Below are 21026 nucleotides of genomic sequence, written 5' to 3' on the forward strand. Positions count from 1 at the left end.
ACATACAAGCAACATCAAGAGTATTCACAGCCTGTGGAGCGCTTTTTCCGCCATGTTTTCAACGCAGGGGTTAATGAGCGCCTCGCCAGCGAGGACGAGCACGCATCCACGCTCGATCCTCGGGTCAAGCCCGAGGATGACGGCGGAAGTTGAACGGAGAACGGGCCTCAAGTAGCGCGAAGCGCGGTAGGCCCAGGAAAATATGCCAGACGGCCTGTAAGCCGGGTTCTGTTCCGCCCCGAAGGGCGGCGACGATCATTCCTCTGGACCGCCCATTGCTGAGCGGTTCTCGCGACCTACCCGGACGCCTCGGGCGGTGAACCCTGCGGCCCAGAACGAATCTTGGCCCGCGCGACGTCCCTATTCGGTCTTGCTCCAGGCGGGGCTTGCCATGCCGCCGACGTTGCCGCCGACGCGGTGGGCTCTTACCCCACCCTTTCACCCTTCCCCGGGCCGGAGCCCAGGCGGTTTGCTTTCTGTGGCGCTATCCCTCGGGTCACCCCGGGCGGGAGTTACCCGCCGCCTCTTCACCGTGGAGCCCGGACTTTCCTCGACAAGAGCAAGCTCTCGCCGCGACCGCCCGGCCGTCTGGCGGGGGCTAAGTGCGCGCGAACGCGCCGCGCGTCAATCCAGAACGCCGGTGACGCTCTCGACGCTGGCCAGTTGCAGCAGGCCGACCAGGCGGGCGCGGGTCTCGCCGTCGGCGATCCCGTCGATGCGTTCAGGCCGCCAGTGGCGCTGGAAGGCCTCGACCGTCAGGCGGGTTTCGTCGTCATAGTCGCCGCCCGGCTTCAGAGCGTAGCCCAGTCGGTGCAGGCCCGAACGCAGGACGATGACGCCCAGCCCCTCGTCGCCCGGCGACAGGTCAGCGCCGAGGGCGGCGACGCGTTCGGGGGCGGGATCGAACCACAGGCCGTGCCCGACCTCGGCCAGACGCCGCCACGGGAAGAGCTCGCCCGGATCCTGCTTGCGGTCAGGCGCGGCGTCGGAATGGCCGATGATGCGCGCGTCGGGAATGGTCCAGCGCGAGCGGATGTCGGCAATCAGGGCGATGACGGCCTCGATCTGGACTTCGGGAAAGGCGCGGTAGCCGAACTCGTGGCCCGGATTGACGATCTCGATCCCGATGGAGGCGGCGTTGACGTCGGTCTCGCCCTGCCAGGCTCCGCGACCGGCGTGCCAGGCGCGGCGCTCTTCCGGCACCAGACGCAGGATCACCCCGTTTTCGTTGACGACATAGTGGGCCGAGACCTCGGCGGCCGGGTCGCGCAGGCGGGCGACGGCTTCGTCAGCCGTCCTCATGCCGGTGTAGTGCAGCACGACCATGTCCGGCGGACCGCGCCGGGCGTTGAAATTGGGAGACGGGGCGTCGATGAAGCTCGGCATGGCGCCCGATCAGCGCCCTTCGCGTTCCCAGCCGTAGGCGACCCAGGTGTCGCCGACCTTCTGGGCGTCGATCACGCCCTCGTCCTGACGGGCGCGCGCGGCGCGGGCGCGGCGGGCGCGGAAGGCGAAACCGGCGAAGAAGACCACCACGCCGGCGATCAGGGCGATCACCGCCACGGCTGCGGCGGTCAGAACAGCCAGAACCGCGCCCACGGTCACGGCGATGGCCGTGGCCACAAGGCCGCCGAGCCAGACGAAGGGCGCCAGCAGGCCGCCGCCGGCGCGGCGTCGGGCGTTGAAGCCGATCTGAACAAAGGGGTCGGACTGGATCATGGAACTGCCTTTCGCGGCGCGCCGATGAAGGAACGCCTGAATCCCAATGTCGGTCCATCGACCTGAACGGTCAATGGACTGCGACATCACGCATCAGTCAGGGTCTTTTCGCGGTTACGGCCATCAAAATGCCGGCTGGTCGGCCAGCACCACCGCGCCGCGGCTGCGCAGGCGCTCTGCCTCGACCCGGTTCAGCATGGCCTGGGCCGCCGGATCGCCCATGACCCGCCCCACCGAAACCATGGCGTCCGCCGCCTGCCCCGATGCGCCGAAGGCGCTGGCCAGGGCCTCCCACGGCGACTGCGGCGTGGGGAAGCGCTTGAAGCGCACGGACTCGCTGGTCGGGATATTGGCCAGCTTGCGGGCCTTGATGATGGCTTCGTTGAGGCCGCCCAGCTCGTCGACCAGACCCAGCGCCTTGCCCTGAGCCCCGGTCCAGACCCGGCCCTTGGCGATTTCGCGCACGCGCTCGACCGGCAGCTTGCGGCCCTTGGCGACGCGCGCGACGAACTCCTCGTACACGCGGTCCATCGAGGCGGCGAAGGCGGCGCGCTGGCCCTGATCGAAGCCCTGCACCGGCGAGAAGGCGTCGGCGTAGTCGCCGCCGACCGACAGGCCGCGCATGTCCAGGCCAAAACGACCCAGGGCGTCGGCCAGCACGAACTTGCCGCCGAAGACGCCGATGGAGCCGGTCAGGGTCGAGGGCTGGGCCACGATCCAGTCGGCTTCCGAACTGATCCAGTAGCCGCCCGAGGCCGCATAGGCCCCCATGGACACGACCACCGGCTTGCCCGCCGCCTTGGCTGCGCGCACGGCGGCCAGGATCTGCTCAGACGCTTCGGGCGAGCCGCCCGGCGAGGAGACGCGGAAGACGATGGCCTTCACAGCCTTGTCCTCGATGGCGTCATAGATGGCCTTGGCCGTGTCGTCCGACCGGATGTCCGAGCCCGAGCCGAAGGGCGAGGCGCTCTGGCCGCGCCCGGTCATGATCGCGCCCTCGCCGCCGACGATGGCGATGGCCGACTTGCCCGAGCCGTTGCGCGCGCCCTGCATCGAGGCGTAGTCGCCGAACTTGATGATCTTGGCGTCCTTGCCCGCCTTGGCCTTGGCGGCGGCTTCGGCGTCCTCGACCTGACCGATCTTGTCGACCAGCTTCAGCGACAGGGCCTGTTCGGCGGAATAGGGACCGGCCTCGATGGTCGCCTTGAGCGCCTCGGGCGTGGCCTTGCGGTCATGCGCCGTATTGGCCAGGGCGCTGTCGTAGATGGAGGTCATCCAGGCCAGCATCGCCTCACGGTGCGGACCGGTATAGTCGCTCTGCGTGTATTCGTTGACGGCGTTCTTGTACTCGTAGCGCTGCTCGAACTCGGCCTGCACGCCGTATTTCTGGAAGGCGCGGCCCAGGAACAGGCTGTCGCTGGCCAGACCCGTCACCTGGAAGTTGGCGGTGTTCTGCATCCACAGCTGATCGGCGCTGGCCGCCACCATGTAGCTGGAGACCACCGCGCCGACGGGCATAAAGCCCTGGCTATGGGCGATGACCGTCTTGCCCGAGGCGCGGAACCGGTTGATCGCCTGGCGCACCTCGTCGGCGGCGGCCGGCGTCATGCCGCTCTCGGGCGCGCGAACCAGCAGGACCTTGACGCTGTCGTCCTTCTCGGCCTGGGCCAGGGTGTCGACGATGTGGACCACCGACAGGCCGGAACCACCGAAGGCCGCGAAGGGATTGCTCGGCTGCTGATCGGTCAGCCCCTCGCGCAGGTCCAACTCCAGCACCGAGTTGGCCGGCGTGGTGGGCTTGGACGCACCGGCCGCCGCCGCAAAGAACAGAAGGGCCGCAATCGGCAGGACGATGAAGAAGGCCACGAGCCCGGCGAAGACGCCGAGCATGGTCAGGAAGAACTGTTTCATAAAAAAGCCGGCCGTCCCGTAAGTGGCCACGCGCGGCCTGCCGCGAGCATAGGGCGCGGAAGGCGAGCGTCAAATGAAGCCGCGGTAATGGAAATGGAAAAGGGCCCGCCGTCGCCGGCAGGCCCTCCCCTCGTCTTGGTTTCAACCGATCAACGACCGATGTCGTAGGTGCCGCTGATGTCGATGCGGACCGTCAACTCGCCCGCGGAGACCGGGGTCGAGGCGTTTCCGGCGTCCATGGCCATGGCGCGAGCGTACATCGGGCGCGGCGGCTCCGGCATATAGCCGCCGCCCTCGGTCAGGGTGCGGACGCTACCCAGTTGAACGCCCAGGGCCTGGGCGTAGAGCCGCGCCTTGTCCTGCAGGGCGCGCACGGCCAGCTGACGGGCCTGATCCTCGGCCGCCTTGGCGTCCTTCAGGCCGAAGGCGATGCCGTCGATCTGGTTGACGCCCGCCGCGACCACGGCGTCGGCGGTCGTGCCGACCTTGGTCAGGTCGTTGATGACGACAGTGACGCGGTTCTGGGCCTGATAGCCGCGCAGCTTGGGCGGCTGGTTCTGCTGATAGTCATACTGAGCCGACAGGTTCAGGCCCGAGGTCTGGATGTCGCGCTCAGCAATGCCTGCCCGGCGCAGGGCGGCGACCACGCGGGTCATCTGCTGGGCGTTCTGGGCCATGGCCTCCTGGGCCGTGGCGGCCTCGGTGACGACGCCGAAGTTGATCGTCGCCTGATCCGGCGCGACCTTGACCTCGCCAAAGGCCGACAGGTTGAGAGCGGGTTGTTGCGCCATGGCGTGCACCTGCATCGGAGAAGCGCCCGTAGCCTGGGCAGAGGCGACGGCGGGAGCCGCCAGGGTCATCAGGGCCGTGCCCAGCATCAGGGCGCGTGCGGTGCGGGTCATCATCGTCTCCGTCGAAAATTCATCGGCCAGCCGCATTCGCCAGCCACGACCCTACCTTGGCCGTTTCAAGCTGAACGAACGCAGAAGACCCCCGTGCAGGTTCCGTTCATCGTCATGAAAAGCGCGACAGGTCAGCGGCGGCTTTGCAGCGGACGCATCCCCTGCTAGGCACGTCCTCCCTGCTTCGGGGGCCTGTAGCTCAATGGTTAGAGCCGACCGCTCATAACGGTCTGGTTGGGGGTTCGAGTCCCTCCGGGCCTACCACCCCCACCATTTTTCCCTTACATATCAAATCGCATCAGCGGGTTTGACAGCAAGGTTTGACACCTGCCGTTCACCCTTTGCCCTCAAGCCGAACAAAAGCATCATCCGCAAGACGCCCCTGATCCGCATCGCGGGTGTAAGTCTCAACCTCGTGAAGCGTCTGATGACCAAGGACCGCAGCAATCTGTTTTGCTGAGCAGCCAGCTTCAGCCAGCCTCCGACCACATGCCTTCCTCAGTCCGTGCGGGGTTCGATCTTGAAGACCTGCCATACGGGCTCGCTCGACAAACCACTTCGTAAAGCCCGCCCTCGTGAAGGGCCTCCCATACTGGGTCATCAGGAATGTCAGACCACCGACCTGATCTATTTCTGCCTGCAACTTGTGATGGACCGGGATACGGACGCGAGCATCAGTTTTGGCCTGAACGACGCTAATTCGCCCCTCTGCGACATGCTGCCATCCGAGCGTCACCACGTCCGAGCGTCGCATCCCGGTATGGAGCAGAAGAGCCAAGGCTAGCCTCTCCCTAGTACCCGAGGGCCACCGCCTTTCGAAGGCTGCGATATCCTCCTCTGACCACGGAATGAAGCCCTGCGACTGACGCTTGCGCTGCTTGGTTTCCCTCACAGGATTATCTTTTCGCCACCCAAGATCGACGGCGACTGCAAAAGCAGTGGATAGCCGCTTTCGAAGCGTTCGAACCGCTCCGGGTGTTGAGGCCATCTCATGAAAAATAGCATTGAGATGGGTCGGGCCAATCTGGACAGCACTACGATCACCATATTTCGCTCGAAAGCGATCAAGGATGCGTAGATAGTTTTGCTGGGTCGCAGGCGCCAAACTCAGAAACGCCTCTGATCGATAGTACTCGATAAACAGCGCATTGATGGATCGCGGCTTCACTGAAGGGTGCTGACGCGCATCGACCACATCAATGGACCTGCCAGCGACTGCATATGCCTTCATGAATTCGGCTGAACCCGGCAGACCGGGGAGCTTCACGCGAGCGAAGCCCTTACGACGGTAATAGAAGCGAGCCTTGCCGTGCCGGTCTTTGAAAGACTGGACGTGGCGGATTTCGATCTTTGCCATCTTCATGCTCCCTCTCTCCCAATTAGGACGTCATCCCATTCATTTGTCGATACGGGACCGGCTGCGTGGGTGGTCAGGAGCAGTGAAAAGCCGTCAAAGCTCACGGCCCCAACGGTCTTGCCCTGCTTCTCCAGCGCCTTAACTGCGCGGTTGATGTCTCGCTGGGTGAAAGCAGACCTGCTGCGCCCTTTGGATGCCTCCTGTTTGCGGCTCTCTTGGGCATGAGGACGAGTCTTTCGGCTTGTGGTGCGGCGTAGGGTGACTGACTTGGTGATCCGCTTCTGCGCGGACTTGCGGGCTGTCTGGTTCATGCATTCTCCTGTTCTGGGCATGAAAAAGGCCCGAGACGGAATGTCAGGGGCCGATATGGGTAGTAGTAATGTTGTCACTTATATTAGAAATTATATGTAAAACTTCCCCATATCACTTGCCGACGGAGCAGTTACCCCCCCGCGACAGGAACCTATATACGGGAAACGGCGCCCCTCAGCAACACTATTTCACCATTTTTTCTCCAATATTTGCAATCCTATACCTATAATTAGCTTCAACCAGAATATGAATAGCTAGATTATTGTTGCAACGATTGCACTGGAAGTTTCAGGCATATTATCTAACCTCCCTGAATAAGCCCGACCTTCCTTTCTTGATAACCACTCTCAACAATGTGTAGGGCCATCTCGCTCAGAGGGTGTCGTTCACCACCCCTTCAATCTGATACTGCCTGTTATACGCTCGGCCATCGGCTCGACTGTTAGGCTAGCTATGCATCTGGGTAAGCGGTGCCATTACCCTCGCTTTCGTAGCAGGGGCATGGGGCAAGGCTTTGCGATGCTAGAGGGCAGCCTCATCCGGTTCGGGATTCTACATGCGGCGAGGGCTGTCGTCAGATTTAGGCTTGGATATACCTTGGCAAGAATTCTCCGGCCCACAGCACCTTTGACGGGTCGCCGTTGATGAGGTCGGTTTCTTTCGAGCAGTATGCGACCCAGCCTTCGGGGTCGGTGAGAGGCTTGATTAGAAGTGAGCCGCCTGCGTGGATAGCGGCGAACTGCTCATTGTAGAGGCTTGCTAGGCCCTCAAATCCGCACCGCTCAAGGTCGTCGGCGGGTAGCCGGATGAGGCCGTGATAGTGCGGGTGTCCAGCATCGAATAATTCGGGGGACGCCAAGATGGCTAGACGGTCGTTAGGGGGTTTTTGGTAAAATCGGCCACCGAGTCTTCGCTCATCCACATTGGCCTGAAAATTCTTAACTATCGCCTTTGTGGCGGAGTGGGAAAATGACGATCTGTTAAATACGATTGATATCGCTGCTGGATTTGGTGAGTACCAATCAACGCATTCTTTTACTATTCTTCTTCTGCTCAATAATATTATCCATTTGTATCTCTTTTTTCATTGTTCATCCCGGAATTTGGACGAAGTTATACTATGTCAATTGGACCATTTCGTCAAGCCGATACTTGAGAAGGTCCTTACGCGAGGGTGAAATTTTGCAGCGCGTTTAACCCCGCCCCAGAAAGAGGCCGGGCGGGTGTGATTGCTGGATTTGAATCATGCAGCCGCTCGCGCGCCCCACTGGCAACGGCACGTTCGGTGCTAGGCTTTGATTCTATAACTCTTAGCCGACCCATTGCAGGTCTTTGCAAATTTTTTAGTTCAACAAACGACGCACAAATTACAGTCGAGGATAAAAAATGGAATCGAGCGAACTTCCACACTCTGAATATTATGAGGCCGTTGGTCGCGGCATCAGTGCATGGCAACAAGTCGAGGCGCAGCTAACCGGATTGTTTTCTAGGCTGCTTATATGCGCCTTTCACGGAACCATGATGAGATCGTCATACGAACACATGTGGATAACGAGCAATATACTAAATTCTATAACTAATGTGAACACAAGAGTTGACATGGTCGGATCAACTTTTGGACGCCTAGTTATGGATGAAGCTCTTTCTAAGGAATGGAACTCAATTAAAAACAAAATAAAAGAAAAATACAAATATAGAAACGTTCTTGCGCACTGGTCTCCTTACGGTAATGAGGGAGGCATCTCTATAATAGGAACGCCCTTCGCGGCTAGAAAAGATGATAGCTATCCAGCAGAACAATTAAAGCAATGGGAAGATGTGTTCAAAAAACTTGCGGATAGAATCGAGAAGCTCGCCATTGATGTTAATAGGTACTTGGTGGAGAACCCGCTTCCTGAAGTCCGTCGAACGTAATACATATATGAATGCACTGAGGTTTGATGGATATTTAAAGGCAGGCGGTTTTCCTGTGGGTCAGCTAGGCGTTATGGCCCTGTAGACGCTGGCGCGGCCAATCTGGAGCCGTCTAGCTATCTCTGCTGGCCCAACCCCCTCCGCGTGTAGCTTTCTAACTTCATCGGTAGGGACAGATGGCTTTCTGCCCTTGTAGACACCCTTAGCCTTGGCCTTATCGATACCTTCCCGCTGGCGTTCACGCCTGAGGTCCAGTTCGAACTCTGCGAAGCTGGCGAGCATATTGAGCATCAGGCGTCCTGAGGAGGTGGTGGTGTCAATCGCGCCCTGTTGAAGAACCTTGAACTGGACTTTCTTCTCTGTGAGGCGATCCACCACCTCCCGTAGGTCGATCATTGAGCGGGCGAGACGATCTAGACGGGTGACGATCAGCACGTCCCCCTCGCGCAGGTAGTCGAGAGCTAGGGCTAGTTGCTCACGCCCCTCCTGACTGCCCCCGCTCCGCTTCTCTTCGAAGACCTTCTCGCATCCAGCTGAGGCAAGCTGCTCACGTTGAAGCTCAAGAGACTGCCCGGTAGAGCTAACCCGCGCATAACCGACAATAGCCATAACAGCTGTCCCAATAGGTTCTAGACCATCCGAACCTATGGTGTCCGAAATTTCAGGTCAACCCTATTGGGACGCTAAAGCTGCCTCAACCCAATGACTCAAATGGGTATAGTCAATTGAGGCGATAGATCGCTCTCGTTGCGCAACTTCCGTATCGCGGGTATCTCACAGAGCGCATACGGGAGGCGGCACGATGTTCTGGTGGATTGTTCTGACTGTTGTTTTGATAGCTTTCGCGAGCTTTCTCGCGCTTGCTGCGTCTTACAAGCCACCAAAGAAGTCTCTGGAAGACTATTGGAACGAAGAGCGCAGCAAACCGGAACCTATAATTCAAAAATACAACCAAGACATTGGAATATTTGACGATTCCGAAGAGGTAGAGAAGGCCAGACTTCAAAAAGCTCGATTGGAATCTAGAGATAGATTTTACAAGGAATTGCTAAGAGGACTTCCAGTTACCTTGTGTCGCTCTGGAGGTAATGGAGCAGCGATATCCATTGATGAAAAATCAAATGAAATAATAATGCTTGATTACAAAATAGAAACAGAAGGACACATTGTAATTGATCACAAGTGCATCTCCGCCAAAAACATAATCAAAATAGATGTAATTCAGCTAAAGAAAACAACAACCGTACCTGTTGAGTCTTACGTTCCCGTCGTCACAACTAAGAAAAAAAGCGCCCTTGGAAGAGCAGCTGTAGGTGCCGTAGTTCTCGGACCCGTTGGGGCTATCGTCGGTGCGGTTTCCGCTGTTCCAGCTACCAATATCACGGAAAACAAAAAAGTCATCTCAATGGAACAGAGAGAAATTGACGGCGATATCGTCCTCTCCATATGGGAAAAGGGCAACCTCACAAGCCCTAAAAAGTTTATATTTTCTAATACAGACGCCGCTCTTGCAGTAAAATATCACATAGAATCTTTGAACACCTAGATAACCGAGAACCCTAGTTAATCAGGCTCTCTTTTATCTTCTCCTGCGTGGCACGGGCTCACAAGCCCAGCCGTCACGGTCCCTATCGTGTTCCAAATGGTAGCCCGGCTCCCCCCTTCTCGCAGGAGCTAGGCGAACTAGACGGGTTGCTGAACAGTTCGGCTTTGCGAGGACGTGCCTCACGTTTTCGATTGTTGAGAAGGGACGCTCGTAAGACGGCTTGTCAGGCCAGAGAACCACCGCACCGAACAGGCCAATGCAGAGCACTCCTCCCAGCAGGGCCTCAACGCTCAGCCTTCGTCTAATTCTCGACACCCAGCCCCTCCCACAGCGCAAGTCGGGTTGACGATGACGGCCTAACCCTTTGATTGCGTTAAGCTGGCTATAGACCCGTTTGACCTGCTTGCGTCTTGATATGCCTTGGGAAGCCTCGGCCCTCCGGGCCTACCACCTTCTTCTTTCGCGCGGCCGCCTCGGCGGCGCCCTCGGCGAGACGGTGCAGGTCCCGGCCAGAACAGCGCGACCAATCGATCTCGTCCAGCCTCAGGCGGCTTAGCGCCGATGGCGCCGCACTCGCGATCACGACGACGCCTTCCCGCCGCGCGTCATGCCCGCGACCAGACCGATCAGCAGACCCACGGCCAAAGCCCGGTTGCCGGGATCACCCGATCGCGCCTCCTCGACCCGCAGGGTCAGTTCGCGATCCAGCCACGCCAGTTGCCGCGCGAAATTCTCGTCGGGCCGCGATGCGCTGCTCATTTTACATTCCCCTGAACCAGCCTGCAGGACAGGCATGGACTGAAGCTAACGCGCGGTCGACGTTCCCCTCAAGTCAATTGTTCCCTTTATGTTCTAATTTTCACTGCGCACCGCCTCCCCCTTTGTAGAGCGGTGGCGGAGCCTATATGGCGGTCTCAAGAAGGAGAGCCGCCATGTCCTATGTCGCCCGCGACGACCGCCCCGCCGACAAGGCCGAACGCTATGCGGAGGTCGAGGCCGAGATTCTGGCGGTGCTGGACGGCGAGCCGAACCGGACGGCGAGAATGGCCACCGTCGCCTCGATGCTGGCGGACGCCTTCCCCGCCTTCTTCTGGACCGGCTTCTACGTCGTGGACGAGACGAAGCCTGAGGAATTGGTGGTCGGTCCCTATCAGGGGACGCTGGGCTGCCTGCGTATTCCCTTCGGGCGCGGCGTCTGCGGCGCGGCGGCGAAGACGCGCCAGACCCAGGTGGTCGAGGACGTTCACGCCTTCCCCGGCCACATCGCCTGCGACAGCCGTTCGGCCAGCGAGATCGTCGTGCCGGTGCTGGACGCCTCGGGCGGGCTGATCGCGGTGCTGGACGTGGACGCCACCGAAAAGGCCGCATTCGACGCCGTGGACGCCGAGGCGCTGGAGCGTCTGATGGCCAGGGTGTTTTCCGCCTGATGCGGATCGGGGTCGATTTCGGCGGCACCAAGATCGAAGCCGCCGCCCTGAACGACGAGGGCGCCTTCGCCGCGCGGATCCGCGAGCCCAATCCGGGAAGCTATGACGCCGCTCTCGCCCTGGTGTCCGACCTGATCACACGGGTCGAGACCGAGGCGGGACCGGCACGGTCTGTCGGCCTGGCCATTCCCGGCTCGCCGTCGCCGCGCACCGGCCTGATCCGCAACGCCAACTCCGTCTATCTGAACGGCCGTCGCTTCGGCCAAGACCTGGCGGCGACGCTGGGCCGCCCCGTGCGGCTGGCCAACGACGCCAACTGTCTGGCCCTGTCGGAAGCGGTGGACGGTGCAGGCGCCGACGCGGCCAGCGTCTTCGGCGTCATTGTCGGCACCGGCTGCGGCGGCGGACTGGTCATCGACGGCAAGCTGGTCGAGGGGGCGCACGGCGTGGCGGCTGAGATCGGCCATATCTCCCTGCCCTGGCCCGCCGCTGAAGAAGCGCCCGGCCCGGCCTGCTGGTGCGGGCTGAACGGCTGTCTGGAGACCTGGGTGTCGGGCACGGGCTTCCAGCGCGATCACGAAGCGACGACGGGAAGGGCGTGGAAGGCGCAGGCTGTCGTCGAGGCCGCCCGCAGCGGCGACGCGGGCGCAGCGGCGGCTCTGGCCCGCTATATCGACCGCCTGGGTCGGATGGTGGCCATGGTGGTCAACCTGGTCGATCCCGAGGTCTTCGTTCTGGGCGGCGGCATGTCGAATGTGGGCGAGTTGTATGAGCGCCTGCCTGAAGTCGTGGCCCGCCACGCCTTTTCCGATCATTGGGGCGGTCGAATCCTGGCGGCCAAGTGGGGCGATTCCTCGGGCGTGCGCGGCGCCGCTCGGCTTTGGTCCGGCTGATCCCCGATTGATCGCGCCACGGGCGCCGCTATGGTCCGCCGCCTGAACTTCAAGGGAGCGGGACAATGAGCCAACGGGTCGTGGCGATCACCGGCGGACACGGCGTGCTGGGCAAGGCCGTGGTCGAGGTCGCGCTGGCGCAAGGGCTGATGGTCGCGGTCATCGACCACGCCAGCGGCCATGCCGTCCCCGAAGGCGTGCTGGAGGTCGGCGGCGTCGATCTGACCGACGCGACGGCGGCGAAGACGGCGATCGAGGCCGTGGCCGCCCATTTCGGCCAGCTGGACGCCCTGTTGAACATCGCCGGCGGCTTCGTCTGGCAGGGGATCCAGGACGGCGGGGATGAATGGGACCGGATGTTCGCCCTGAACCTGACCACCGCCCTGAACGCCAGCCGCGCCGCCCTGCCCCATCTGAAGGCTTCGCCAGAGGGCCGGATCGTCAACGTCGGGGCCAACGGCGCGCTGAAGGCGGCGCACGGCATGGGCGCCTATGCGGCATCGAAGTCGGCGGTGCATCGCCTGACCGAAGCCCTGGCCGAGGAGCTGAAATCCACCTCGGTCACGGTCAACGCCGTCCTGCCCTCCATCATCGACACGGCGGCCAATCGGGCGGACATGCCCGACGCCGATCCGGCGAAATGGGTCGCCCCCGCCGATCTGGCGACGACCATCCTGTTCCTGGCCTCGCCCGAAGCGCGCGCGATCACCGGCGCCCTGCTGCCGGTCACGGGCCGCGTCTGATGCGGGCGCGCAGCGTCCTCTACCTGCCCGCCTCGAATCCGCGGGCGATCGAGAAGGCCCGCACCCTGCCCTGCGACGTGGCGGTGCTGGATCTGGAGGACGCGGTCGCACCCGAGATGAAGCTTGAGGCGCGCGCGGCGGCGGTTACGGCGGCGCGCGAGGGCGGTTTCGGCCCGCGCCTGGGCGTGCGGATCAACGGGTTGGACACGCCCTGGGGCGCCGACGACCTAGCCGCGCTACGCGACGCGCCGGTCGATCTGATTGTCGCGCCCAAGGTCGAGAGCGCCGCGACGGTGCGCGCGCTGTCGGACGGGATGCGCCCCGGCGTCGATCTGTGGGCCATGATCGAGACGCCGCGCGCCCTGGTCGACCTGCGCGACATCGCCGAAGCCGGCGGGGCGCTGAGCGGCCTGATGATGGGCGTCAACGATCTGGCCAAGGAGTTGAGGACGGGCCCTTCGACGGATCGGGAGCCGCTGAAACCCTGGCTGGCGGCGGTCGTGGCCCATGCGCGGGCCAATGGCCTGAGCGTCATCGACGGCGTGTTCAACCGCATCAAGGACGAGGCCGGTTTCGCGGCCGAGTGCGCACAGGGCAGGCTGTACGGCTTTGACGGCAAGAGCCTGATCCATCCGTCGCAGATCGACGGCGCCAACGCAGCCTTCGGGCCGTCGGCCGAAGAGGTGCAGTGGGCGAAGACCGTGGTCGCGGCCTTCGCCGCGCCCGACGCCGAGGGCTTGGGCGTCATCCGCGTCGAGGGCGAGATGGTGGAGCGGCTGCATCTTCATGCTGCTAAGGAATTGCTGGCGGGACTCTGACCCTTCTCCCCTTGTGGGAGAAGGTGGGCGCCGGAGGCGCTCGGATGAGGGGTGTCGGCGGCGCCGTTTGAATATTTGGCGACTTGGCTTGGAGCACTTTTCGGATAGGGGGCGCGCTCACACCCCTCATCCGTCAGGCTCCGCCTGCCACCTTCTCCCACAAGGGGAGAAGGAAGAGCGGGGGTGGCGTCCTGCTACGGCAAACCGTAGACAAACCCCATGACCGCACCGCTTCCGCCCTCGTCCAAAACCCGCGCCTGGGTCTGTGCGCCGGGGGTGTTGAGGGCGCCGTTTCTGTCCGCCTTCCTGCCTGACTACGAGTTGGCGGCCCTGCCGGGCGTCCAGACCGAGGCGGTGCTGGGCTGGGGCATGAAGCCGACGGCGGCGGCGGGGCGGCGCTGGGCGGAGAAGCAGGGCAAACCCTATGTCGCGCTGGAGGACGGCTTCCTGCGCTCGGTCGGCATCGGCGAGAGCGGGGCGACCAGTCTCAGCCTGATCGTCGATGACATCGGCGTCTATTACGACGCGACCCGGCCTAGTCGGCTGGAGCAGCTGATCGCGACCGCCCCCGACTGGTGCGACGACACGATGCGCGGACGCGCGCGCGGCCTGATCGACACGATCGTGGCCTCGGGCGTGTCCAAGACCAATATGGGCGGGGCGTTAGACACGAGCATGCTGAAACCCGGCCGCCGGGTTCTGATCGTGGATCAGACCTTTGGCGACGCCTCCATCGGCTATGGGCTGGCCAGCGAGCAGAGCTTCTCGGACATGCTGGCGACCGCGCGGCGCGACGAGCCGGGCGCCCAGTTGATCGTCAAGCGTCACCCGGCGGTGGCGGCGGGTCGCAAGCAAGGCTGTATCCCGGCCAGCGAACTGGACGGCGTCACCCTGATCGACACCGACGTGCGGCCCGCCGACCTGCTGGCGGCGGTGGACGCGGTCTATGTCGTGACCTCGGCCCTGGGGTTCGAGGCCCTGTTGCGCGGTCTGCCGGTGCGCTGCTTCGGCGCGCCCTTCTATTCGGGCTGGGGCCTGACGACGGACGCGGTGCAGACCGGGCGGCGCGGCGAGGCGCGGGATCTGGAGCAGGTCGCGGCGGCGGCGCTGATCGCCTACACCCGCTATGTCGATCCGATCACCGGCCGGCGATGTGAGGCCGAGGCGGCGCTGGAGCGTCTGATCGCCCTGCGCGACCGGGCCGACCGGCTGGCGGGGGATTGGGCCGCCGTCGGCTTCGCCCCGGCCAAGCGGCCGCCGGTGCGTCGCCTGCTGAACTCGCCCAAGGGCCGCGTCCGCTATTTCTGGCGCTCCTCAGCCGCCGTCGCCCATGCGCTGACGACGGGCGGCAAGCTGATCTGGTGGGCCGGCAAGGAAACGCCGCAGATCCGCGCCGCCGCCGACGCCTTCGAGGGGCCGGTCGTGCGTATGGAGGACGGCTTCATCCGCTCGCGCGGGCTGGGGTCCGACTTCTTCGGCGCCCTGTCGGTCGCTCTGGATGATCAGGGCGTCTATTACGACCCGACCCGGCCCAGCCGTCTGGAAAGCCTGATCGAGGCGGGCGAGCCGTCCCCGGATCAGGCGGCGCGGGTCGAACGCTTGCGCGCCCGCGTGGTCGAGGCGGGCCTGTCGAAATACAATCTGAAGGGGGCGGGCGTTCCAGCACACTGGCCCAGGGACAGGCCCATCCTGCTTGTCGTGGGTCAGGTCGAGAACGACCGCTCGATCATGATGGGATGCGGCCCCGATCTGCGCACCAACTCGGCTCTGGTGAAGGCGGCGAGGGCGGATCATCCCGAGGCCTTCCTCATCTATCGCAATCACCCCGACGTGACGGCGGGCAACCGGCCCGGCCTGCTGGACCATGCGGCGATGGAGGAGGTCGACGCCTCGGCCGACGATCTGGACATCGTGGACTGTCTGAACGCCTGCGACCGGCTGGCGACCCTGACCTCGCTGACGGGGTTCGAGGCCCTGATGCGGGGCAAGCCGGTCAGCGTCTATGGCCGCCCCTTCTATGCGGGCTGGGGCCTGACCGACGACCGACTGACCTTCGAGCGCCGCACCCGCCGCGCCTCGCTGCAAAGCGTCATCCACGCCGCCCTGATCGGCTATCCGGTCTATGTCACGCCCGAGGGCTGGCCGTGCGAGGCCGAGGACCTGGTCGAGGCCCTGATCGCGGCGCGCGACCATCCCCTGCCCGCCCCGCCGCGCGGCCGGATCAATCGCTGGATGCGGGGCGTAAAAGCCAGTCTCGACCGGAGCCTTCCACCGGCCTATTGAGAAAGTTCGTCATCGCAACGGACTGAGTCCGGCCCGCGAGGCGCCCGAACTTCGCCGCGAGGCGCCGACATAAGACTTGTCGAGCGCCGGGGACTCCATGTTCCTTCATGCAGCGAGGCGCCGCGCGCCGAGCGTTAGGGAACTACACTGTGCAAAAAGCCGTCATCTCCGCCACCGGCCTGTTCACGCCGGAGCAGTCGATCTCGAACGAAGAACTGGTCGCCGCCTACAACGCCTGGGCGGAAGGCTGGAACGCCGAGAACGCCGAGGCCATCGCCGCCGGCGAACTGGAGATGAAGACGCCGTCGTCGGAGGCCTTCATCGAGAAGGCTTCGGGCATCAAATCGCGCTTCGTCATGGACAAGTCGGGCATCATCGACCCCGAGCGGATGCTGCCCCACCTGCCCGCGCGCGGCGACGACGAGCTGTCGATCCTGGCCGAGATGGCCGTGAAGGCGGCTGAGGACGCCATCAAGGCCTGGGGCAAGCCGGTCAGCGAGATCGGCGCCGTCATCTGCGCCGCGTCCAACATGCAGCGCCCCTACCCCGCCATGGCCATCGAGGTGCAGCAGGCCCTGGGGATCGAGGGCTTCGCCTTCGACATGAACGTAGCGTGCAGCTCGGCCACCTTCGGCATCAAAACGGCGGCGGACTTCGTGGCCTCAGGCTCGGTCAAGGCCGTGCTGATGGTCAACCCGGAGATCTGCTCGGCCCACCTGAACTTCAAGGATCGCGACAGCCACTTCATCTTCGGCGACGTGGCCACCGCCGTCATCATCGAAGCCGAGGATCAGGCCGGACCGGGCGGCTGGGATATTGTCGGGACCAAGCTGAAAACCAGCTTCTCGAACAACATCCGCAACAATTTCGGCTTCCTGAACCGCGCCGCCCTGCCGACGGGGGCGAACGAGCCGGTGTCGTCCGACGGCCTCAGCGACAAGATGTTCGTCCAGCAGGGCCGCAAGGTCTTCAAGGAGGTGGTGCCCATGGTCTCGGAGATGATCCTGGACCACGCGGCTGAGTTGAACCTGGACCCGCACGGCCTGAAGCGGATGTGGCTGCACCAGGCCAACATCAACATGAACACCCTGATCGGCAAGAAGGTGCTGGGCCGCGAACCCGAGCCCGAAGAGAACGTCATCATACTGGACGACTACGCCAACACCTCGTCGGCCGGATCGATCATCGCCTTCCACCTGAAGCACGACGGCTTCGCTCCGGGCGAGACCGGCCTGATCTGCAGCTTCGGCGCGGGTTACTCGGCGGGCACGGTTTTTGTGCAAAAGCGCCCCTGAGGCCAGATAACGGGAATCATTATTTCCGGCGGCGCTTGCACTGTTCGGAAAATTTTGCAAACCGTAACAGGTGTTGAGAGCGAGGGGGGATGGCGCCCGAATGACTCAGACCGTTTCACCGTGGGCAGAAAAGCTCAGCGATCCGTTGGCCCATGACGTGGCCACGGTGCTGAAACATATGGGCGGATCGGCTCATCAGGACATCGTGGTCAACTGCGTGGCGGCGCTGAAACGTCAGCGCGGCGAGTCGGTGACCCAGGACCTGAAGACGAAGATCATCGAGGTCTTCGAACGCTACCGCGACTTCTTCATCAAGCCCTTCGGCGAGAACTCGCTGCGCTGGGCCCTCGCCCCGGGCCTGGCCTAAACACCTTCTCAGACGAACGAAAAGGCCCGCTCCTTCCGGAGCGGGCCTTCGTCGTATCCAGCGCCAGACTGGACGTCAGACAGACCTAGAAGCGACGGACGTAGCTGACCGAATAGGCGTCGGCCTCCCCGCCGTTGTCGCGGAAGTCGCGACGGGTCCAGTCGGCGCGGACGCCGTTCTTGCCGTCCAGGTAGTAGTTGGCGCCCACGCCGTAGTTCCAGCTGTCGCCGCCCACGTCGGTGTTAGCGCCCGGGAACTCCTGTTTCAGCTCGGTGTGGCCGTAACCGCCGCGCGCGAACAGCTCGAGCTTGTCGCTGACCGGGTACTTGCCGACCACGTAGCCGGCGGCGTCCCATTCGTGCTTGATCGAGCCGTCGACGCCGGCTACGGCGAAGTCGTCGTCCTTGACGCCGACCGAAGCCTCGGTCTCGACGGCCAGATAGCGGTTCAGGTTGACGCCCAGGCGGCCGGTCACGGCGCCGGTCGTGGCGTTATCCCCTTCAACATGCGTGTAGCCCAGCGAGCCGTATCCACGGGCGTCCGGGCCCGACTGAGCGAAAGCCGGAGCGGCGATAGAAGAAATGGCGGCGGCAGCGAGAAGAATGTTACGCATTGTTTCTATAACTCCTAGTAGAACTAGATGCGGTGACTTCTGCGGTCACCGGCCCCATCCAGCGAGTAGTTAAATGGTCATCCCGCACAGCCGTTCCATATGAGATCGAATACACAGCCCCACCCGTGTGCAGCTTGACACACACATCGTTACGCCGATCACGACCTTATTCCGGCACGAAAAAGGCGGCCCCGAGGGGCCGCCTTTGCACGCTCAAGCCTGAAGCAGGCTCTAGCGGTCCTTTTCGCGCTCCTCGCCGGAACGGGCCGCCAGCGCGGCCTGGGCCGCCGCCAGACGGGCGATCGGCACGCGGTAGGGCGAGCACGACACGTAGTCGAGGCCCACGCTCTCGCAGAAGGCGATGGAGGACGGATCGCCGCCGTGTTCGCCGCAAATGCCCATCTTGATGCCCGGCCGGGCGCCGCGACCGCGCTCGGCGGCGATGCGGATCAGGTCGCCCACGCCGTCCTGATCCAGACGCACGAAGGGATCGGTCTCGAAGATGCCCTTGTCCAGATAGGCCTGCAGGAAGTGGCCGGAATCGTCGCGGCTGATGCCGAAGGTCGTCTGGGTCAGGTCGTTGGTGCCGAAGCTGAAGAACTCGGCGTGCTCGGCCAGATCGGCGGCGCGCAGGGCGGCGCGCGGCAATTCGATCATGGTGCCGACCAGATATTCGACGCTGTCGCCCGCATCGGCGAACACGGCCCTGGCGGTGCGGTCGGTCAGTTCACGCAGGAACTTCATCTCCAGGCCCAGGGCGACCAGCGGGTGCATGATCTCGGGGATCGGGGCGACGCCCGACGCCTTCTTGACCTCCAGCGCCGCCTCCAGGATGGCGCGGACCTGCATCTCGTAGATCTCGGGATAGGCGACGCCCAGGCGGCAGCCGCGATGGCCCAGCATGGGGTTGGTCTCGTGCAGTTCACGCGCGCGACGCTTCAGCTTGGCGGCGTCCAGACCCGAACCGGCGGCCAGGGCGTCGATGTCGGCGTCGGTGTGCGGGATGAACTCGTGCAGCGGCGGGTCCAGCAGGCGCACCGTCACCGGCAAGCCGCTCATGATGGTGAACAGCTCGGCGAAGTCGGCCTTCTGGAAGGGCGCGATCTTGGCCAGGGCGACGCGGCGGCCCTGCTCGTCGTCGGCCAGGATCATCTCGCGCACGGCGGCGATGCGGGCCTCGTCGAAGAACATGTGCTCGGTGCGCGACAGGCCGATGCCCTCGGCGCCGAAGCCGCGCGCGGTCTTGGCGTCCAGCGGGGTCTCGGCGTTGGCGCGGACCTTCAGGCGGCGCACGCCGTCGGCCCAGGCCATCAGGGTCTGGAAGTCGCCCGTCAGTTCAGGCTCGATCATGGGCACGGCGCCGTCCAGCACCTCGCCCTTGCCGCCGTCGATGGTGATGACCTCGCCCGCCTTGAAGGTGCGGCCGCGCGCGGTGAAGGTCCCGGCCTTCTCGTTGATCGAGATTTCACCGGCGCCGGAGACGCAAGGACGGCCCATGCCGCGCGCCACCACGGCGGCGTGGCTGGTCATGCCGCCGCGCGCCGTGACGATGCCGCGCGCCGCGTGCATGCCGTGGATGTCTTCGGGCGAAGTTTCCTCGCGCACCAGGATGACCGCATCCCCGACCTGCGACAGGCGCTCGGCCTCGTCGGCGTCGAAGACGATCTTGCCGGTGGCCGCGCCGGGCGAGGCCGGCAGGCCCGCCGCGACGACGGTGCGGGCGGCGTTGGGGTCCAGGGTCGGGTGCAACAGCTGGTCCAGAGCGGCGGGCTCGACCCGCGACACGGCCTCTTCCTGCGAGATCACGCCTTCCGAGGCCAGGTCAACGGCGATCTTCAGCGCCGACTTGGCCGTGCGCTTGCCGTTGCGGGTCTGCAGCATCCACAGACGGCCCTGCTCGACCGTGAACTCGATGTCCTGCATGTCGCGATAGTGGCTTTCCAGCCGGTTCACGACCTCGACGAACTGGCCGAAGACCTCGGGCATGGCCTCTTCCATCGAGGGAGCGGTCTCGCCCATCTCCTCGCGGCCGGCCTTGGTCAGGGACTGCGGCGTGCGGATGCCCGCGACCACATCCTCGCCCTGGGCGTTGATCAGGAACTCGCCGTACAGGCGCGCTTCGCCGGTCGAGGGGTTGCGGGTGAAGGCCACGCCCGTGGCGCTGGTCTCGCCCATGTTGCCGAACACCATGGACTGGATGTTGACGGCGGTACCCCAGCTTTCGGGGATGTCGTGCATGCGGCGATAGAATTTCGCGCGGTCGTTCATCCAGCTGGCGAAGACGGCCGAGACGGCGCCCCACAGCTGGTCATGCGGGTCCTGCGGGAAGGGCTGGCCCAGCTCGCGCTCGACCAGGACCTTGTAGTCGGCAACGACCTTTTCCCAGTTCTCGGCGGTCAGCTCGGTGTCGACCGAGACGCCCAGACGATCCTTGTGGTCGTCCAGAACCTCTTCAAACTGATCGTGGCCGATGCCCAGGACCACATTGGAATACATGGTGATGAAACGACGATAGCTGTCGAAAGCGAAGCGGCGGTCGCCGGACAGTTTGGCCAGACCCTCGACCGTCTGGTCGTTCAGGCCCAGGTTCAACACCGTGTCCATCATGCCCGGCATCGAGGCCCGCGCGCCCGAGCGCACCGAGACCAGCAGGGGGTTGGCGGCGTCGCCGAAGGTCTTGCCGACGATGCCCTCGACGGTCTTCAGACCGGCGGCGACCTGATCAGCCAGCTCAGCGGGATAGGACTGACCGTTGGAATAATAGTGGACGCAGGCTTCCGTCGTGATCGTAAAGCCGGGCGGCACCGGAAGGCCCAGCGACGACATTTCCGCGAGGTTCGCGCCCTTGCCGCCGAGAAGGTTCTTCATCGACGCATCGCCGTCAGCGGATCCCCCGCCGAAGCCGTACACCCACTTGGTCATCTTG

At 63.7% G+C, this 21026-nt stretch carries 20 protein-coding genes, 1 tRNA gene and 1 other RNA gene; 10 read left to right on the forward strand and 12 right to left on the reverse strand.

Annotation, left to right across the window (positions count from 1 at the left end):
* Nucleotides 1–201: 201 nt before the first annotated feature.
* The 5 genes from rnpB to B3K53_RS11430 form a co-directional block, all read right to left on the reverse strand.
* Nucleotides 202–592, reverse strand: an RNA gene (rnpB, locus tag B3K53_RS11410) — RNase P RNA component class A.
* Nucleotides 593–624: 32 nt separating this feature from the next.
* The gene (locus B3K53_RS11415) at nt 625–1386 is read right to left on the reverse strand and encodes a peptidoglycan recognition protein family protein (protein ID WP_292084431.1); all 762 of its coding nucleotides are present in this window, start codon (nt 1384–1386) and stop codon (nt 625–627) included.
* Between the two features lie 9 nt (nt 1387–1395).
* A complete protein-coding gene (locus B3K53_RS11420; RefSeq protein WP_292084432.1) occupies nt 1396–1719 on the reverse strand; it encodes a hypothetical protein in 324 nt (107 codons plus the stop codon).
* Between the two features lie 123 nt (nt 1720–1842).
* The gene (sppA, locus tag B3K53_RS11425; protein WP_292084433.1) at nt 1843–3630 is read right to left on the reverse strand and encodes a signal peptide peptidase SppA; all 1788 of its coding nucleotides are present in this window, start codon (nt 3628–3630) and stop codon (nt 1843–1845) included.
* Between the two features lie 149 nt (nt 3631–3779).
* Nucleotides 3780–4532: an SIMPL domain-containing protein gene (locus B3K53_RS11430; protein ID WP_292084434.1), complete on the reverse strand. Its 753-nt coding sequence runs from the start codon at nt 4530–4532 to the stop codon at nt 3780–3782.
* A gap of 188 nt (nt 4533–4720) precedes the next feature.
* On the opposite strand from B3K53_RS11430, the gene B3K53_RS11435 reads away from it, so the two are divergent.
* Nucleotides 4721–4796, forward strand: a tRNA-Ile gene (locus B3K53_RS11435).
* A gap of 70 nt (nt 4797–4866) precedes the next feature.
* Here the strand turns inward: B3K53_RS11435 and B3K53_RS11440 are convergent.
* Together B3K53_RS11440 and B3K53_RS11445 are read right to left on the reverse strand one after the other, a co-directional pair.
* Complete coding sequence (locus B3K53_RS11440; RefSeq protein ID WP_292084436.1) at nt 4867–5889, reverse strand: tyrosine-type recombinase/integrase; 1023 nt, start codon at nt 5887–5889, stop codon at nt 4867–4869.
* 2 nt (nt 5890–5891) lie between these two features.
* Nucleotides 5892–6200: a hypothetical protein gene (locus tag B3K53_RS11445; protein ID WP_292084437.1), complete on the reverse strand. Its 309-nt coding sequence runs from the start codon at nt 6198–6200 to the stop codon at nt 5892–5894.
* A 1387-nt stretch (nt 6201–7587) separates the two neighbouring features.
* Between B3K53_RS11445 and B3K53_RS11450 the strand changes: the two genes are divergently transcribed.
* Nucleotides 7588–8115, forward strand: a complete 528-nt coding sequence (locus B3K53_RS11450) for a hypothetical protein (RefSeq protein WP_292084438.1) — start codon at nt 7588–7590, stop codon at nt 8113–8115.
* Between the two features lie 60 nt (nt 8116–8175).
* On the opposite strand, the gene B3K53_RS11455 is transcribed toward B3K53_RS11450, so the two are convergent.
* A complete protein-coding gene (locus B3K53_RS11455; RefSeq protein ID WP_292084439.1) occupies nt 8176–8724 on the reverse strand; it encodes a recombinase family protein in 549 nt (182 codons plus the stop codon).
* Between the two features lie 193 nt (nt 8725–8917).
* On the opposite strand from B3K53_RS11455, the gene B3K53_RS11460 reads away from it, so the two are divergent.
* A complete protein-coding gene (locus B3K53_RS11460; protein WP_292084440.1) occupies nt 8918–9661 on the forward strand; it encodes a hypothetical protein in 744 nt (247 codons plus the stop codon).
* Between the two features lie 33 nt (nt 9662–9694).
* On the opposite strand, the gene B3K53_RS16220 is transcribed toward B3K53_RS11460, so the two are convergent.
* Nucleotides 9695–9976, reverse strand: a complete 282-nt coding sequence (locus B3K53_RS16220; protein ID WP_414632906.1) for an excalibur calcium-binding domain-containing protein — start codon at nt 9974–9976, stop codon at nt 9695–9697.
* A 264-nt stretch (nt 9977–10240) separates the two neighbouring features.
* Entirely contained in the window at nt 10241–10420 is a 180-nt protein-coding gene (locus B3K53_RS11465; RefSeq protein WP_292084441.1) for a hypothetical protein, read from the reverse strand.
* A 173-nt stretch (nt 10421–10593) separates the two neighbouring features.
* On the opposite strand from B3K53_RS11465, the gene B3K53_RS11470 reads away from it, so the two are divergent.
* From B3K53_RS11470 to B3K53_RS11500, 7 genes are all read left to right on the forward strand, one after another.
* Nucleotides 10594–11088: a GAF domain-containing protein gene (locus B3K53_RS11470; protein WP_292084443.1), complete on the forward strand. Its 495-nt coding sequence runs from the start codon at nt 10594–10596 to the stop codon at nt 11086–11088.
* Entirely contained in the window at nt 11085–11981 is an 897-nt protein-coding gene (locus B3K53_RS11475) for an ROK family protein (protein WP_292084514.1), read from the forward strand. The genes B3K53_RS11470 and B3K53_RS11475 overlap by 4 nt, the downstream gene beginning before the upstream one ends.
* A gap of 65 nt (nt 11982–12046) precedes the next feature.
* Nucleotides 12047–12724, forward strand: coding sequence for an SDR family NAD(P)-dependent oxidoreductase (locus B3K53_RS11480; protein ID WP_292084444.1), 678 nt, complete (start codon nt 12047–12049; stop codon nt 12722–12724).
* Complete coding sequence (locus B3K53_RS11485) at nt 12724–13542, forward strand: HpcH/HpaI aldolase/citrate lyase family protein (protein ID WP_292084445.1); 819 nt, start codon at nt 12724–12726, stop codon at nt 13540–13542. Before B3K53_RS11480 ends, B3K53_RS11485 begins: the two co-directional genes overlap by 1 nt.
* 219 nt (nt 13543–13761) lie before the next feature.
* Entirely contained in the window at nt 13762–15825 is a 2064-nt protein-coding gene (locus tag B3K53_RS11490) for a capsular polysaccharide biosynthesis protein (RefSeq protein WP_292084446.1), read from the forward strand.
* A gap of 149 nt (nt 15826–15974) precedes the next feature.
* Nucleotides 15975–17120: a beta-ketoacyl-ACP synthase III gene (locus tag B3K53_RS11495; RefSeq protein WP_292084448.1), complete on the forward strand. Its 1146-nt coding sequence runs from the start codon at nt 15975–15977 to the stop codon at nt 17118–17120.
* A 100-nt stretch (nt 17121–17220) separates the two neighbouring features.
* Nucleotides 17221–17487: a hypothetical protein gene (locus tag B3K53_RS11500; protein WP_292084450.1), complete on the forward strand. Its 267-nt coding sequence runs from the start codon at nt 17221–17223 to the stop codon at nt 17485–17487.
* Between the two features lie 85 nt (nt 17488–17572).
* Here the strand turns inward: B3K53_RS11500 and B3K53_RS11505 are convergent, their stop codons facing one another.
* Nucleotides 17573–18100 (reverse strand): porin family protein, encoded by a 528-nt coding sequence (locus B3K53_RS11505; protein ID WP_292084451.1) that lies wholly within the window; start codon nt 18098–18100, stop codon nt 17573–17575.
* Nucleotides 18101–18331: 231 nt separating this feature from the next.
* Entirely contained in the window at nt 18332–21022 is a 2691-nt protein-coding gene (gene ppdK / locus B3K53_RS11510; RefSeq protein ID WP_292084453.1) for a pyruvate, phosphate dikinase, read from the reverse strand.
* Between the last annotated feature and the right edge of the window lie 4 nt (nt 21023–21026).

The organism is Brevundimonas sp. UBA7506 (assembly GCF_002479495.1).
Lineage (GTDB): Bacteria > Pseudomonadota > Alphaproteobacteria > Caulobacterales > Caulobacteraceae > Brevundimonas.

Excerpts from the sequence above, each read along its gene's own strand:
- B3K53_RS11415 (WP_292084431.1), bottom strand. The coding sequence starts at position 1,386 with ATGCCGAGCTTCATCGACGCCCCGTCTCCCAATTTCAACGCCCGGCGC.
- B3K53_RS11505 (WP_292084451.1), bottom strand. The coding sequence starts at position 18,100 with ATGCGTAACATTCTTCTCGCTGCCGCCGCCATTTCTTCTATCGCCGCT.
- B3K53_RS11440 (WP_292084436.1), bottom strand. The coding sequence starts at position 5,889 with ATGGCAAAGATCGAAATCCGCCACGTCCAGTCTTTCAAAGACCGGCAC.
- B3K53_RS11430 (WP_292084434.1), bottom strand. The coding sequence starts at position 4,532 with ATGACCCGCACCGCACGCGCCCTGATGCTGGGCACGGCCCTGATGACC.
- B3K53_RS11470 (WP_292084443.1), top strand. The coding sequence starts at position 10,594 with ATGTCCTATGTCGCCCGCGACGACCGCCCCGCCGACAAGGCCGAACGC.
- B3K53_RS11445 (WP_292084437.1), bottom strand. The coding sequence starts at position 6,200 with ATGAACCAGACAGCCCGCAAGTCCGCGCAGAAGCGGATCACCAAGTCA.
- B3K53_RS11500 (WP_292084450.1), top strand. The coding sequence starts at position 17,221 with ATGACTCAGACCGTTTCACCGTGGGCAGAAAAGCTCAGCGATCCGTTG.
- B3K53_RS11480 (WP_292084444.1), top strand. The coding sequence starts at position 12,047 with ATGAGCCAACGGGTCGTGGCGATCACCGGCGGACACGGCGTGCTGGGC.
- B3K53_RS11455 (WP_292084439.1), bottom strand. The coding sequence starts at position 8,724 with ATGGCTATTGTCGGTTATGCGCGGGTTAGCTCTACCGGGCAGTCTCTT.
- B3K53_RS11465 (WP_292084441.1), bottom strand. The coding sequence starts at position 10,420 with ATGAGCAGCGCATCGCGGCCCGACGAGAATTTCGCGCGGCAACTGGCG.
- sppA (WP_292084433.1), bottom strand. The coding sequence starts at position 3,630 with ATGAAACAGTTCTTCCTGACCATGCTCGGCGTCTTCGCCGGGCTCGTG.
- B3K53_RS11450 (WP_292084438.1), top strand. The coding sequence starts at position 7,588 with ATGGAATCGAGCGAACTTCCACACTCTGAATATTATGAGGCCGTTGGT.
- B3K53_RS11490 (WP_292084446.1), top strand. The coding sequence starts at position 13,762 with ATGACCGCACCGCTTCCGCCCTCGTCCAAAACCCGCGCCTGGGTCTGT.
- ppdK (WP_292084453.1), bottom strand. The coding sequence starts at position 21,022 with ATGACCAAGTGGGTGTACGGCTTCGGCGGGGGATCCGCTGACGGCGAT.
- B3K53_RS11420 (WP_292084432.1), bottom strand. The coding sequence starts at position 1,719 with ATGATCCAGTCCGACCCCTTTGTTCAGATCGGCTTCAACGCCCGACGC.
- B3K53_RS11460 (WP_292084440.1), top strand. The coding sequence starts at position 8,918 with ATGTTCTGGTGGATTGTTCTGACTGTTGTTTTGATAGCTTTCGCGAGC.
- B3K53_RS11485 (WP_292084445.1), top strand. The coding sequence starts at position 12,724 with ATGCGGGCGCGCAGCGTCCTCTACCTGCCCGCCTCGAATCCGCGGGCG.